12 protein-coding genes and 1 pseudogene are annotated in these 12,646 nt (G+C 64.9%); 3 read left to right on the forward strand and 10 right to left on the reverse strand.

Translation table 11 applies throughout. The features are described 5' to 3' along the window. The first annotated feature begins 74 nt into the window (after nucleotides 1-74). Complete coding sequence (locus RYH74_RS22960) at nucleotides 75-1,739, forward strand: ShlB/FhaC/HecB family hemolysin secretion/activation protein (RefSeq protein WP_317410204.1); 1,665 nt, start codon at nucleotides 75-77, stop codon at nucleotides 1,737-1,739. A 134-nt stretch (nucleotides 1,740-1,873) separates the two neighbouring features. Here RYH74_RS22960 and RYH74_RS22965 read toward each other — a convergent pair whose 3' ends face one another. The 8 genes from RYH74_RS22965 to RYH74_RS23000 all read right to left on the reverse strand — a co-directional run bounded on the left by RYH74_RS22965 (nucleotide 1,874) and on the right by RYH74_RS23000 (nucleotide 8,181). Then, on the reverse strand, nucleotides 1,874-2,650 hold the full coding sequence (locus RYH74_RS22965; protein WP_317410205.1) for a response regulator transcription factor: 777 nt from the start codon (nucleotides 2,648-2,650) through the stop codon (nucleotides 1,874-1,876). 119 nt (nucleotides 2,651-2,769) lie between these two features. Further along, nucleotides 2,770-3,240: a prepilin peptidase gene (locus RYH74_RS22970; RefSeq protein ID WP_075044498.1), complete on the reverse strand. Its 471-nt coding sequence runs from the start codon at nucleotides 3,238-3,240 to the stop codon at nucleotides 2,770-2,772. Between the two features lie 279 nt (nucleotides 3,241-3,519). Next, entirely contained in the window at nucleotides 3,520-4,089 is a 570-nt protein-coding gene (locus RYH74_RS22975; protein WP_075044499.1) for a DUF4136 domain-containing protein, read from the reverse strand. Between the two features lie 19 nt (nucleotides 4,090-4,108). Next, entirely contained in the window at nucleotides 4,109-4,744 is a 636-nt protein-coding gene (locus RYH74_RS22980; RefSeq protein ID WP_025337577.1) for a DUF4136 domain-containing protein, read from the reverse strand. Nucleotides 4,745-4,765: 21 nt separating this feature from the next. Next, the gene (locus RYH74_RS22985) at nucleotides 4,766-5,515 is read right to left on the reverse strand and encodes a methyltransferase domain-containing protein (RefSeq protein ID WP_015268825.1); all 750 of its coding nucleotides are present in this window, start codon (nucleotides 5,513-5,515) and stop codon (nucleotides 4,766-4,768) included. After that, nucleotides 5,512-5,817 carry a MazG-like family protein gene (locus RYH74_RS22990; protein WP_013970728.1) on the reverse strand — a complete coding sequence of 102 codons (306 nt, stop codon included), beginning with the start codon at nucleotides 5,815-5,817 and terminating at the stop codon, nucleotides 5,512-5,514. Before RYH74_RS22990 ends, RYH74_RS22985 begins: the two co-directional genes overlap by 4 nt. 157 nt (nucleotides 5,818-5,974) lie before the next feature. Beyond that, nucleotides 5,975-6,826, reverse strand: a complete 852-nt coding sequence (locus RYH74_RS22995) for a MaoC family dehydratase (RefSeq protein ID WP_317410209.1) — start codon at nucleotides 6,824-6,826, stop codon at nucleotides 5,975-5,977. Between the two features lie 2 nt (nucleotides 6,827-6,828). Next, entirely contained in the window at nucleotides 6,829-8,181 is a 1,353-nt protein-coding gene (locus tag RYH74_RS23000; protein ID WP_075044502.1) for a 3-oxoacyl-ACP reductase, read from the reverse strand. Nucleotides 8,182-8,299: 118 nt separating this feature from the next. On the opposite strand from RYH74_RS23000, the gene RYH74_RS23005 reads away from it, so the two are divergent. Both RYH74_RS23005 and RYH74_RS23010 read left to right on the forward strand, forming a co-directional pair. Then, nucleotides 8,300-9,577 (forward strand): acetyl-CoA C-acetyltransferase, encoded by a 1,278-nt coding sequence (locus RYH74_RS23005; protein WP_317410212.1) that lies wholly within the window; start codon nucleotides 8,300-8,302, stop codon nucleotides 9,575-9,577. Between the two features lie 195 nt (nucleotides 9,578-9,772). Continuing rightward, the gene (locus tag RYH74_RS23010) at nucleotides 9,773-10,552 is read left to right on the forward strand and encodes a helix-turn-helix transcriptional regulator (protein ID WP_317410214.1); all 780 of its coding nucleotides are present in this window, start codon (nucleotides 9,773-9,775) and stop codon (nucleotides 10,550-10,552) included. A gap of 126 nt (nucleotides 10,553-10,678) precedes the next feature. On the opposite strand, the gene RYH74_RS26605 is transcribed toward RYH74_RS23010, so the two are convergent. Both RYH74_RS26605 and RYH74_RS26610 read right to left on the reverse strand, forming a co-directional pair. After that, nucleotides 10,679-11,446, reverse strand: coding sequence for a methyl-accepting chemotaxis protein (locus RYH74_RS26605; RefSeq protein WP_371033815.1), 768 nt, complete (start codon nucleotides 11,444-11,446; stop codon nucleotides 10,679-10,681). Between the two features lie 90 nt (nucleotides 11,447-11,536). Continuing rightward, a pseudogene (locus RYH74_RS26610) lies at nucleotides 11,537-12,622 on the reverse strand (sensor histidine kinase); the annotation flags it as partial. Between the last annotated feature and the right edge of the window lie 24 nt (nucleotides 12,623-12,646).

Consider the following 12,646-nt stretch of genomic DNA (forward strand, 5'->3'; position numbering starts at 1 on the left):
AAAGCGCGATCTCGGTGGGAGCGGGCGCGCCCGCGAAGGGCTGCAACGCAGCCCCAGGGAACATGGAGCGCCCTATGCGTCCTCTGGCCGTGCCCCTGTTGTTGCTGCCTTGGGCGCTTGCGGCCCATGCCGAGCCTTTGCCGGGTTTTCTCGACAGCCATGAGTACGAACGTCGCCTGCCCGGCGCCAACCTGCCGATAGACGCCTACCGCCCAGTCAGCGTTCACCTGCAGCTGGCCGGGGCGGATGGCGACAGCCCCGCGTGGGCGCCTGCGGATACCCCGCTGGTGCTGCATAAAGTGCGCTTCGAAGGCGGCACGGTGTTCCCCTTGAGCGACCTGCGCGAACACTACCAACCGCTGATCGGGCGCCAGACCACGTTGGGCGAGCTGCAGCAGTACACCGCGCGCCTGACCCAGCGCTATCGGCAGGAAGGCTACCTGTTGTCATACGCCTACCTGCCGCCGCAGGAGGTGGCCGATGGCCGGGTCAATGTGGTGCTGGTCGAAGGCTATATCCGTGATTACCGCGTGGACGGCGATATTGGCCCGGCCAGCGCCTATCTGCACCAACTGCTGGAGCGGCTTGCAACCGAGCGCCCGCTGACCCGGGAAACGCTGGAGCGCTACCTGGGCCTGGCCGAGCGCCTGCCGGGGGTGACGATAGAGCCGCAGCTGGCCGTGGCGCAAACCGCTGATGGTGCTGCGCGGTTGACCGTGCATGCGCAGCGCAAGCCGTTCAGCGCTGCGGTTACCGTTGCTGATGGCAACCGCGACGATGCGCAGGCGCTGCTGACGGCAACCAGCCACGCCCAGACCCGCTTTGCCGAACAGATCGAGGCCAGCCTGTTGCTGCCGCCGGGGGATGACCAGGTGCATTACCAGCGCCTGGCCTACAGCCAGTACCTGGACGCGGGCGGCAGTCAGCTGCTGCTGTCGGCTTCGCGCTATCGCAGCGAGCCCGGCACGCGGATTCGTCTGGACGATGGCCGTGACATCACCCGCAAGCGCGACAGCGATCGCTATGCGATCGGCCTGCGCCAGCCGGTGATCGTCAGGCCGGATGAATGGATGGTGGTGCAGGGGCAGGTGTATTCGGTCAGTGAGCACTTCGAGGACCGGGTGGATGGGTTGCCATCGGCACGGGACTACGACACCTACGTGCGTGCGCTGTCATTCGAGGGCGACTGGCGCAAGGTGGAAGAGGGCCGTTTGCGTATCGTCAGCGCCGGGGTCTATCAGGGCCTGGATTACCTAGGGGCGCGCAGCGATGCCGACCACGATCTGGATTTTCTGCGGTTGCGGCTTTCCGGTTTGCAGAGCGACAGGCTGCTCGGTAACTGGCAGGGGGTGGTGTCCGGGGCGCTGTACTGGAGTGATGACCGCTTGCCCGACAGCGAGCGTGCGGGGTTTGGCGGGCAGAGTTTCGGCCGTGGCTACCCGCGCGACCAGGCGGACGGGGACAAGGGCTGGGGTGTGGCTTACGAGGTGAATTACAGCATGCACGCCAACTGGCTGGCGTTGGTGCAGCCCTATGTGGTGTTGGATACGGCGCAGGCCTGGCATAACCGGGGGCCTGTGGAGGATACCCACCTGGCTTCGGCGGCGCTTGGTGTGCGGTTGGGCGATGGGCGCTTGTTCAATGTGGCGCTGGAGCTGGCCAAGCCTTTGGCGGATGTGGCATTGGACAGCCTGGACCGCGGGCCTCGGCTGACGTTGACGCTTGGCGTTCAAATGTAAGGGGGGCGCTGTGGGAGCGGGCGCGCCCGCGAAGAATCCAACGCGGTGCATGGCACCGGCTGCGCCGGTGTTCGCGGGCGCGCCCGCTCCCACAGGGGTCGCGATGAGCTGCAACGCAGCCTGAAGCTACCTGTTTAGTGGGTAGTAAACCGCTGATGCACCGGCGACGAACTGGGTGTCAGCGCCAGGGCCAGCTGGGTGCGGTTGTGCATGTGGGTCAGGCGCAGCACCTGCGACACATACAGCTTCACGGTGTTCTCGGTAATGCCCAGCTCACAGGCGATCTGGTAGTTGGTCTTGCCCTTGCCCACCAGGCGGGCCACCTCCAGCTGGCGTGGCGACAGCTTCCCGAACGCCGCTGGCAGCTCGCTTTCGCTTTCTTCCACATCCGTGGCACGTCGATGAGTACCTTGGCCCCGGGCCTTTTCCAAATCCTGGTAGAGCTCGTCAATCGATTCGGCCAGATCCTGCAGGCGCTGATTCAATCCGCCGAGGTCGTGGAAGTTGCGCTGGCGTTCCAGCAATGCCTCTTCCTGCCGACGTACGCCTTCAAGCAGTTCATCGAGCTCCACCGGCTTCTGGTAGTAATCGGCAAAGCCTTCGCGCAGCGCGCGGATCACGTCCTGTTTCTCGGCACGCCCGGTCAACATGATGGCTTCGAACATGCGCTGGCCGCCGTCGACCTGCTTCAGGGTGCGCATCAGTTCAACGCCATCCCGTCCCGGCATGTGCAGGTCGCAGATAAGCAGACCGATGGCTGGGTCTGCCATATAGCGCTCGATGGCTTCGTCAGCAGAATGGGCCGGTACGCAAACATAGCCCTTGGTTTCGAGGAATTCACAGAGTTGTTCGACAATGACCGGTTGGTCGTCCACCACCAAAACCTTCAACTCACTCACTTGTCTGGACACGATCCACTCCCTGTTCGTATACGGCCCTGCTCCCGGGCCAGACGCTCTGGCAGTTTAAAAATAGTCGCACCAAGCGAATATGTACAAGTTTTGTACAAGGTGTCGGACCACAGGCTGGCTCATTGGACCCATACCGCTGTCAACAGAAAGCCGGCCAGCACATAGGGGACGAACGCCTGCTTGTCACCCATTTCTTCGGTCAGGGCCTGCAAACGCTTTTTCACCTTTGGGTTGAGCAAGGTCCACAGGCGCCGGCGGGTGAGCAGCCACAGCAGCACGCTGACACCGGCGCCGATGAAGGTGCCAAGCACGTATTGCGGGCTGGTGGCCAGGGCCAGGGCGCCCATCAGCTTGACGTCATCGGCGCCGAAACGGCCGAGCATGTAACCGGGCAGCGTCAGCAGCATGACGATGGCCAGCGCCCAGCCTGCATCGCTGGCATCGGCGCCGATCCAGCTGTGACCGGTGGCGAACAGCCAAGCCAGGGCGCAGGTAGCCACGCCAAGGGTGAGCATGTTGGATATCTGGCGTTGACGCACGTCCTGTTCGGAGCACAAGGCAAGCCACAGCAGGAGAACAATGCTTTGCATTGGCAGGTCGCCCTTCCCAAATGTTGAACACATCTACCCGGTCAGTCAGGTTTCCTTAAGTGAAGATAGACGGGAACCTGTGGGGAGTGGAGCGGGAGAAAGAAAAAGGCGTGGCCGGGATGGATTTTGTCGCTGTTGAAACAGGCCTCGCAGGCGACTCTTGTGGGAGCGGGTTCACCCGCGAACACCGGCAAAGCCGGTGCCATGCACCGCGTTGTTTTCTTCGCGGGTAAACCCGCTCCCACAGGGGCTGCGGCGCCTGCATAACCGCGTTCGGTGTTACTTCTTGCTCCCCGGCGGGTAGTTGGCCAACACCTTGGTCACGGTGTTCTGGATCGCGCTGTTGCGTTCCTCGGGGCTTGGCGGGTAGTTGTTCATGATCTGCTCGGCACTGCCGCGCCACACCAGCTTGCTGTCACGCCCATCGAACAGGTCGATCTGGATGGTGGCGACCTTGTAGTCGACGCTGCGGGTTTCGTTGTACATCGGCCCACCCCAGTAGCCGCCCCAGTAGCCCCCCCAGCCACCGCCGTAGTTGGTGGTGATCTGTTGCTGGCGCTGCTCGACGATCAGGTACGCGCGCACTGTCAGGTCTGGCCGCGCGCCACTTTGCACCGGGCGCAGGCCGCGCTGGTCGAGTTGATTTGCGACTGCCTGGCGAATGCGCTGCTCGGTCAGGTCGCTCTTGATTCGTGGGTCGTCCGGGCGGTACTGCAGGCCCGGTTCCTGCCATGCCCAGCTGCGGTAGGCGGCAAAGTCACGGCTGGCATCGAAATCCTGCTGGACGTTATTGCTGGAGCAGGCGGCGAGCAATAACGCGAATGACAGTAGAACGAGACGGCGCAACATGATGGTTCTCCATTGGATATCAACTGGGAGGATAGCCGTTGAGCGCCTTGTGCACAGAATCGCGCAGGGCGCTTTCGCGTTCACGCGGCGAGTCCTTGTCGCTGCCGCTTTCGGCGCTGGCACTCCATACCGGCTGGCCGCTGCGGGCGTCGTACAGGTCGATACGCACCACCATCACCTGCACCTCATAGGTGCGCACGATGGGCACGCTGGCATAGCCACCATAGCCATGGCGGTAGCCGCCATAACCGACACCACCGTAGGGGTACGGGCCGTAGTAAGGGTCGTAGGCATCGTAGTCACGTACCTGGCGCAAGCGCTTTTCCAGGCGTATGTCGGCGCTGACCAGCAAGTCGCCGGGGCCGCCCCGGGCGGGGCGCAGGCCATGCTGGTCCAGCGCGCCGCTGACGGCATCGGCCAGTTGCCCCGGGTCGGTATCGACCGAGCCACTGGGCAACTGGCCGTCGCGCCAACTCCAGCTACGGTAGTGCCCGTAATCTCGGGCCGGTGTCGGGTAGGCACTGGCATCGAAGGTGCTGGCCGCCTGGGCAGGCGCCGGTGGTAACGGGCGGCTGCTGGCCACATAGGGGTTGCTGCCCTGGCAGCCAGCCAGGGCAAGCGGCAGCACGGCCAGGCACAACAGACGGTACGGCATGTATTCCTCCCGGCGGGCAGGTCAGCGGGGGCGGCAGACCCAGTGCAGGTAGCGGCCGAGCCCGGCGAAGCTGGGGTGTCGACGGTAGGCCAGTTCCATTTCCAGCAGGTCGAGCAGCTCGGCCTTGCCTTGGAATTCCTTGGGCATGTAGTCGTGGAACACCCGCACGCCACTTTCGCTTTCAACCTGCCACATAGGATCAAGTTGCGCCCTGAGTTCGCGTGGATCAAGCGGTTTTTGCGGGGTCAGGCTCTGCTTTTCACCTTCCAGGCGGTTGCTGCGCAACTTGCGGAAATGGCCCTTGAGCAGGTTGCGATAGACCAGGGCGTCGCGGTTGTAGAAGGCCAGCGACAGCCACCCGGAAGGGGCCGTGAGCTGGTGCAGCACCGGCAGGATGCTTTCGGGCTCGGCCAGCCATTCGAGTACGGCGTGGCATAGCACCAGGTCGTAGGGTTCGGTCAGCTGGCCAAGCAGGTCTTGCCAGGGGGCCTGGATGAAGGTGGCCGGTTGGCCGGCTTCGGCAAAGCGCGCCCGTGCGCCGTCGAGCATGGGCGCGGCGGGTTCGGCCAGGGTCAGCTGGTGGCCGCGCTGGGCCAGCCACAAGGCCATGTGACCCAACCCGGCACCAATGTCGAGTATGCGCAGCGGGCGGTCGGGCAGGGCTTCGGCCAGGTCGGCCTGCAGCACGGCCAGGCGGATGGCGCCCTTGGCGCCGCCGTAGATCTTCTCGGCAAAGCGGGTGGCCAGCTCATCGAAATGACGGTCGTTCATCGGGCGAAGCGCCTCTCGCTGTCGGCCAGCTTGGCTCGCACCACCTGGTCCATGTCCAGGCCCAGTTCGCTGCACAGCAGCAACAGGTACAGCACCACATCGCCGATTTCCTGGCCGGCATGGGCCAGCTTGTCGGCGGGCAGCTGGCGCGATTGGTCTTCGCTCAGCCACTGGAAGATTTCCACCAGCTCGGCCATTTCGACGCTGGCGGCCATGGCCAGGTTCTTCGGGCTATGGAAGCCACGCCAGTCGTTGTTGTCGCGGATCTGGTGCAGGCGTTGGGTGAGTTCTTGCAGGTTCATCGGGGGTCTCCTAATGCTGCATAGCTTCTGCGCAGGCCCGATGCAAAGCAAGGGGGCCGCTATGCGGCCCAATCGCCGGCAAGCCAGCTCCCACAGGATAATTACCGGCCCAAGCCTGCGCGTCCCCTGTGGGAGCTGGCTTGCCGGCGATGAGGGCTTAAAGCCGGTCCCAGCGCCCGACCATATGCAGAACCCCTCCATGCCCATCCAGCCGCAGCTCTCCCGCAGCCCCCGCCTCACTGGCACCGAGCACCACCTCCGACGGCAACCGCACCGGTTTGCGGAAATCCACCTCGAAGGCATAGCCACTGTGCGGCAGGTGCCCGCGCAGTGCCGCCAGGGCCATGGCCTTGCTCCACATGCCATGGGCAATGGCCGTGGGGAAGCCGAACAGCCGCGCACTGGCTGCGCTGAGGTGGATCGGGTTGTAGTCCCCACAGACCTTGGCATAACGCCGGCCAATATCGCTGTCGGCGTACCAGCGGGTCGCCTCTGGCAATGCTTGCGGTTCGTCCTCGGCAGGCTCACCTGCCTCGCTTTCCAGCTTCAACCCGCGCACCAGCATGCGGCTGGTCTCGCGCCAGAGCAGGCCGATGCCGTCTTCGGCTTCGGTGACCAGGTCGAAGGTGCCGCCCTTTGCATGCGCTTGCAGATTGCCTGCATGCACCGCAAAGCGCAGCCCTTCGATACCGCCCAGTGGGCGCAGCACCTCGATGCGGTTGTGCAGGTGCACCAGGCCGAGCAGCGGGAAGGGGAAGTTTGGCGCGGTCATCAACTGTAACTGCAGCGTGAACGCCATGACATGTGGATAAGTACCCGGCAGGCGGCCATCGTCGGTGAAGTGACACAACCGTCGATAGGCGGCCAGGTTGCCCGGCTGGACGCGGATGAAGCAGCGCAGGCCGTCGTCCGGCAGCTGGTCGCCGCTGATGCTGCGCTTGCTGGCCGCGCGCAGGTACAGGCTGGCGCGCGAAGCCGGGCTGTGCAGGTCGTGCCAGTGTCGGCTCATGTTCAGGCCCCCATCAAGGCCTGGCCGCATACCCGCAGCACCTGGCCGTTGACTGCACCGGAGCCCGGCTGGCTGAGCCAGGCGATGGCTTCGGCGACATCCTGCGGGCGGCCGCCCTGGCCAAGCGAACTCAAGCGTCGCCCGGCCTCGCGCAGGCCCATGGGCATGGCGGCGGTCATGTGGGTTTCGATGAAACCGGGTGCCACGGCATTGATGCTGCCGCCGCGCTCGGCGAGCCGGGGCGCCCACGCCTGGGCCAGGCCGATCAGCCCGGCCTTGCTCGCGGCATAGTTGGCCTGCCCGCGGTTGCCGGCGATGCCGCTGACCGAGGCCAGCAGGGTTATGCGCGCGTTTTCACCCAGGGCGCCGTTGTCGTACAGCGCCTGGGTCAGCACCTGCGGTGCCTTGAGATTGACCGCCAGCACCGCGTCCCAGTATTCCGGGGTCATGTTGGCCAGGGTCTTGTCGCGGGTGATACCGGCGTTGTGCACCACGATGTCGATGCCGTCGGGCAGGGCTGCAAGCAGTTGCGTTGCCGCGTCGCCGGCGCAGATGTCCAGGGGCAGCGCCTTGCCGCCCAGGCGCGCGGCCAGGGCGTCGAGGTCCTGGCTGGCTTGCGGCACATCCAGCAGCAGTACGTCGGCACCGTCCCGGGCCAGGGTTTCGGCAATGGCGGCGCCGATGCCGCGCGCGGCACCGGTTACCAGGGCGCGGCGCCCAGCCAGCGGCCGGGTCCAGTCCTCGACCTGGCTGGCGCAGGCATGCAGGCGCAGCACCTGGCCGGAGATGAAGGCGCTTTTGGGCGAGAGGAAGAAGCGCAGGGCACCTTCCAGCTGGTCTTCCGCGCCGGGGCCGACGTACAGCAACTGCGCGGTCGCACCGTTGCGCAGCTCCTTGGCCAGCGAGCGGCTGAAGCCTTCCAGGGCCCGTTGGGCAATGCTGGCCAACGGGTCGTCGAGGCTATCTGGTGCGCGGCCCAGCACCACCACATGGGCGCACGGCGCCAGGCTGCGCAGCAGTGGCTGGAAAAATTCGCGCAACTGCTTCAACGCGTCGCTGTCGGACAGGTGACTGGCATCGAATACCACGGCCTTGATCTTCGGCCCCAGGCCAGCCACCCACTCTTCGGCCTGGAGGTTGTCGGTATTGAAGCTGTAAAGCGTGTCGGTCAGGCGCGGGGCAATGGCTTCGACCTGGCTCGCCAGTGGCCCGCCACCCAGTACCAGGGCACCTTCGACCGGGCGCAGGCGGCCGGCCTGCCAGCGCTCCAGCGGCGCCGGGCGTGGCAGGCCAATGGCATCCACAAGACGGCGGCCGAGGTTGGAGTTGGCAAAGCCGAGGTAGCGATCGCTCATGAGTGGGTCTCCCGGAAGGCAAGCTTGAAAGTGTGGACCAACTTTGTGGCAAGGTCGTTCGAATGCGGTAAAAACACCTAGGCTGTACGGATCAAATTGTTTCAGGAGGAACAAGCGCATGCGTTCACTTCGCCGGGTCGCGATCCTGGGCGGCAACCGAATTCCCTTCGCCCGCTCCAATGGCGCCTACGCCACGGCCAGCAACCAGGCGATGCTCACCGTCGCCCTCGAAGGGCTGATCGAACGCTACCGCTTGCATGGGTTGCGCATGGGGGAAGTGGTGGCCGGTGCGGTGCTCAAGCACTCGCGTGACATGAACCTGACCCGTGAGTGCGTGCTGGGCTCGCGGCTGTCGCCGCAGACGCCGGCCTACGACATCCAGCAAGCCTGCGGCACCGGGCTGGAGGCAGCGCTGCTGGTGGCCAACAAGATTGCCCTAGGGCAGATCGACTGCGGGATTGCCGGCGGCGTGGACACCACCTCCGATGCGCCGATTGCGGTAAACGAAGGCCTGCGCCACATCTTGCTGCAGGCCAACCGTGGCAAAAGCCTGGGCGAGCGGCTAAAGCCATTCCTCAAGCTGCGCCCTCACCACCTGAAACCCGAATTGCCGCGCAACGGCGAGCCGCGCACCGGGTTGTCGATGGGCGAGCATTGCGAACGCATGGCCCAGGCCTGGCGCATTGGCCGTGCCGAACAGGACGAGCTGGCGCTGCTCAGCCACCAGGCGCTGGCTGCCGCGTACGCCGAAGGTTGGCAGGATGACCTGCTGACGCCGTTTTTGTCGTTGACCCGTGATAACAACCTGCGCCCCGACCTGACCCTGGAGCAACTGGCCAGGCTCAAGCCGGCCTTCGATCGCAGCGGGCAGGGCACGCTGACGGCGGGCAATTCCACACCGCTGACCGATGGTGCTTCGCTGGTGTTGCTGGGCAGCGAGGAATGGGCCGAGCAGCAGGGGCTGTCGGTTCTGGCCTATCTGGTCGATGGCGAAACCGCTGCGGTGGATTTCGTCACTGGTCGCGAAGGCTTGCTGATGGCGCCGGTGTATGCGGTGTCGCGGCTGCTGGCGCGCAATGGCCTGACGCTGCAGGACTTTGACTATTACGAGATTCACGAAGCCTTTGCTGCCCAGGTGCTGTGCACGCTCAAGGCCTGGGAAGATGCCGATTATTGCCGTGAGCGGTTGGGGCTGGATGCGCCGCTCGGGGCAATCGACCGCAGCAAGCTCAACGTCAAGGGCAGTTCGCTGGCGGCCGGGCACCCGTTTGCCGCGACCGGTGGGCGGATATTGGCCAACCTGGCCAAGTTGCTGGCGAGGGCGGGGAAGGGGCGGGGGTTGATTTCGATCTGTGCGGCGGGTGGGCAGGGGGTGACCGTCATCGTCGAGCGCTGAAGCCACGCCTTGTGGGAGCGGCCTTGTGTCGCGAAAGGGGCGCGAAGCGGCCCCGGGGTTTCAGCGTCACAGCAAAAATTGTTGGGGCCGCTTTGCGGCCCTTTCGCGACACAAGGCCGCTCCCACAGAGACCGCGCCTGACTTGACCACGAATCAGCTGTTAGGCTTGTCTGGTCAGAACTACAAGAAACCGCCATGCCGATCATCGGACACCCCCGCGCCATACCGGCGCTGGACCACCTGCCCAGGCCACTCTATGCCCGTGCCGAAAGCCTCGGCGCCGGCTCCTGGACCACCCGCCACCAGCACGACTGGGTGCAGTTCTCCTACGCCATCAGCGGCGTTCTCGGGGTGTATACCCACGAAGGCAGCTACTTCGCGCCGCCCCAGTGGGGCGTGTGGATACCAGCCGATGCCGAACACGAAGTGGTCACCTCGATGCAGGCCGAAATGCGCAGCCTTTACGTGCGCCGGGATGCCTGCCCGTGGGCACCGGAGCAATGCCGGGTACTGGAAGTGACCCCGCTGGCGCGCGAACTGATCAAGCAGTTCTGCCTGTTCCCGGCAGACTACCCGGAGGGTGACAGCGCCGAGGCGCGGCTGGTGGCAGTGCTGCTCGACCAGTTGCGCATGCTGCCCGAGGTCGGTTTTTCGCTGCCACTGCCACGGCACCCGAGGTTACTGGCGCTATGCAATGGTCTGATCGCTGCACCGGACCAGTCGCAGACCTTGCAGCAGTGGGCGCGAGAGTTGGGGTGCTCGGAGAAGACGCTGATGCGGCTGTTCCAGCGGGAGACGGGCTTGAGTTTTCGCAACTGGCGGCAGCGTATGCGGCTGTTGTCATCGTTGGCGCTGCTGGAGGCGGGGGAGAGTGTGACCGAGGCGGCGTTGGGGTGTGGGTATGACTCCACCTCGGCTTACATTGCGGCGTTCAAGCAATTGTTCGGTGCGACGCCGGGAGAATTGAGGCTTTAGTGATTGGTCGCCTGCGCCGGCCTCTTTGCGGGTGAACCCGCTCCCACAGGTACTGCACAGCTTGCAAAGCTGCGGTGATCCTGTGGGAGCGGGTTCACCCGCGAAGAGGCCGGCGCAGGCAACACATCAGGTACGGAACCTGCGCACCAGCGCATCCAGCTCATTGGACAACCCGGCCAGGCTCTCCGAATCCATCCGCGCCGCCTGGGCCAGTTCGGCCACCAGTTGCGCATCGCCGTGAATCTGGCTGATGTGCCGGTTGATGTCCTCGGCCACCTGGTGCTGCTCTTCGGCCGCCGTGGCGATCTGGGTGTTCATGTCGCGGATCACATCCACCGACTCGCGGATCTGCCCGAAGCTGTCACGGGCCAGGCCGATGCGGCTCACCGACTGCTGCGAAACCTCCAGGCTGGCGTGCATCTGTGCGGCCACTTCGGCAGTGCGGCTGGCCAGGTTGCCCAGCAGGCCGTCGATCTCGGCGGTGGAATCGGCAGTGCGCTTGGCCAGCGCCCGCACCTCGTCGGCAACCACGGCAAAGCCACGGCCCTGCTCGCCGGCACGGGCCGCTTCGATGGCGGCGTTGAGCGCCAGCAGGTTGGTCTGCTCGGCAATCGAGCGGATGGTGCCGAGGATCGACTGGATGGCGTTGCTGTCACGTTCCAGCTGCTGGATCGACTGCGCCGACTGCTCGATCTCCTGGCTCAGGCGGTCGACGCTATGTACCGCGGCATCGATCTGCTGCTGGCCTTCGCGGGCCTGTTGCTGGCCACTGTCGGCCGACTGCGCTGCCTGGCTGCAGGAACGTGCCACTTCGTTGGCAGTGGCGACCATTTCGTGGAAGGCGGTAGAGACCATGTCCACCGCTTCGCGCTGTCGGCCTGCGGCTTCGGCCATGTCGCTGGAAACGCGGGTCGAGCTGCTGGAGGTGCTGAGGATCTTGCTGGCGGCAGCACCGATGTGCTGGATCAGGCTGCGAATGGCACCGAGGAACTGGTTGAACCAGCTGGCCAGTTGCGCGGTTTCGTCGCGGCCACGGATTTCCAGGTTGCGGGTCAGGTCGCCCTCGCCCTGGGCGATATCTTCCAGGCCGCTGGTGACGCTGTTGATCGGGCGCACGATCAGCTTGGCAAAGGTGGCACCGACCACGGCGAACAGCGCGGCCAGTACCAGGGCCACCACGCCGATCAGCCAGGTCAGGCGGGTGGTGGTCTGCATCACTTCGCTTTGTTCGATCAGGCCGATCAAGGTCCAGCCCAGCTGTTCGTCCGGGTAGATGTTGGCCATGTAGCGCACGCCATTCAGCTCCACTTCGGCCAGCCCCTTGCCGTGCTTGGCCAGCTCGGCGTACCCGTCGCCAAAACTCGCCAGTTGCTTGAAGTTGTGCTTGGCGTCACGAGGGTCGACCAGTACGTTGCCGTTGTTCTCCACCAGTAGCACGTAGCCGCTTTCGCCCAGCTTGATCTGCTGGACGATCTCGGTGAGGCCTTTGAGCGAGACGTCGACGTTGACCACGCCGCCGGGGTTGCCCAATTGGTTGGCGACGGTGCGCACAGTGCTGACCAGCACGGCGTCGTCGGCAGCCCAGTAGTAGGCGCCGGTACGCAAGGTCTTGCCAGGGTTGGCCATCGCCAATTGGTACCAGGGGCGGGTGCGTGGGTCGTAATTGACGAACTTCTGCCCGGCCGGCCAGCCGACATAGCCACCGTCATTCACCCCGTAGGACAGGTACGCATAGCTGGGATGCGTGGTGGCCAGGCGGGTCATGAACTCCAGCAGCTTGCTGGCCTGGTCGCCCAGTTCATAGGACGGGGTTGCGCTCATGTACTTGTTCAGTTCGCTACCCGTGGCGGCGACCATCGGCTGCGCAGCCAGATACTCGACGTTCTGGTTGATGCCCTGGAAGAAGATGTTCATCGCGTTGCTGACCTGGCGGATTTCCCGGCTGCTGCCATCGAGGAATCCGTCGCGGGCTTCGCCACGCAGGTTGAGGACCACCAGGGTGGCCACAAGGACGATGGGCAAGCCGGCGATGACCGCGAATGCCCAGGTCAGTTTCTGTTTGATGCTCATCGACGCTCCCGGATTTTTTATTTT

This window comes from Pseudomonas sp. LSJ-87, assembly GCF_032971465.1.
GTDB lineage: Bacteria > Pseudomonadota > Gammaproteobacteria > Pseudomonadales > Pseudomonadaceae > Aquipseudomonas > Aquipseudomonas putida_Z.

Bases quoted from the DNA above. Each gene is read 5' to 3' on its own strand.
- RYH74_RS22960 (WP_317410204.1), top strand. From the start codon at position 75: ATGCGTCCTCTGGCCGTGCCCCTGTTGTTGCTGCCTTGGGCGCTTGCG.
- RYH74_RS22975 (WP_075044499.1), bottom strand. From the start codon at position 4,089: ATGTTGCGCCGTCTCGTTCTACTGTCATTCGCGTTATTGCTCGCCGCC.
- RYH74_RS22995 (WP_317410209.1), bottom strand. From the start codon at position 6,826: ATGAGCCGACACTGGCACGACCTGCACAGCCCGGCTTCGCGCGCCAGC.
- RYH74_RS23005 (WP_317410212.1), top strand. From the start codon at position 8,300: ATGCGTTCACTTCGCCGGGTCGCGATCCTGGGCGGCAACCGAATTCCC.
- RYH74_RS23000 (WP_075044502.1), bottom strand. From the start codon at position 8,181: ATGAGCGATCGCTACCTCGGCTTTGCCAACTCCAACCTCGGCCGCCGT.
- RYH74_RS22980 (WP_025337577.1), bottom strand. From the start codon at position 4,744: ATGCCGTACCGTCTGTTGTGCCTGGCCGTGCTGCCGCTTGCCCTGGCT.
- RYH74_RS22985 (WP_015268825.1), bottom strand. From the start codon at position 5,515: ATGAACGACCGTCATTTCGATGAGCTGGCCACCCGCTTTGCCGAGAAG.
- RYH74_RS23010 (WP_317410214.1), top strand. From the start codon at position 9,773: ATGCCGATCATCGGACACCCCCGCGCCATACCGGCGCTGGACCACCTG.
- RYH74_RS22970 (WP_075044498.1), bottom strand. From the start codon at position 3,240: ATGCAAAGCATTGTTCTCCTGCTGTGGCTTGCCTTGTGCTCCGAACAG.
- RYH74_RS26605 (WP_371033815.1), bottom strand. From the start codon at position 11,446: ATGGCCGAAGCCGCAGGCCGACAGCGCGAAGCGGTGGACATGGTCTCT.
- RYH74_RS22990 (WP_013970728.1), bottom strand. From the start codon at position 5,817: ATGAACCTGCAAGAACTCACCCAACGCCTGCACCAGATCCGCGACAAC.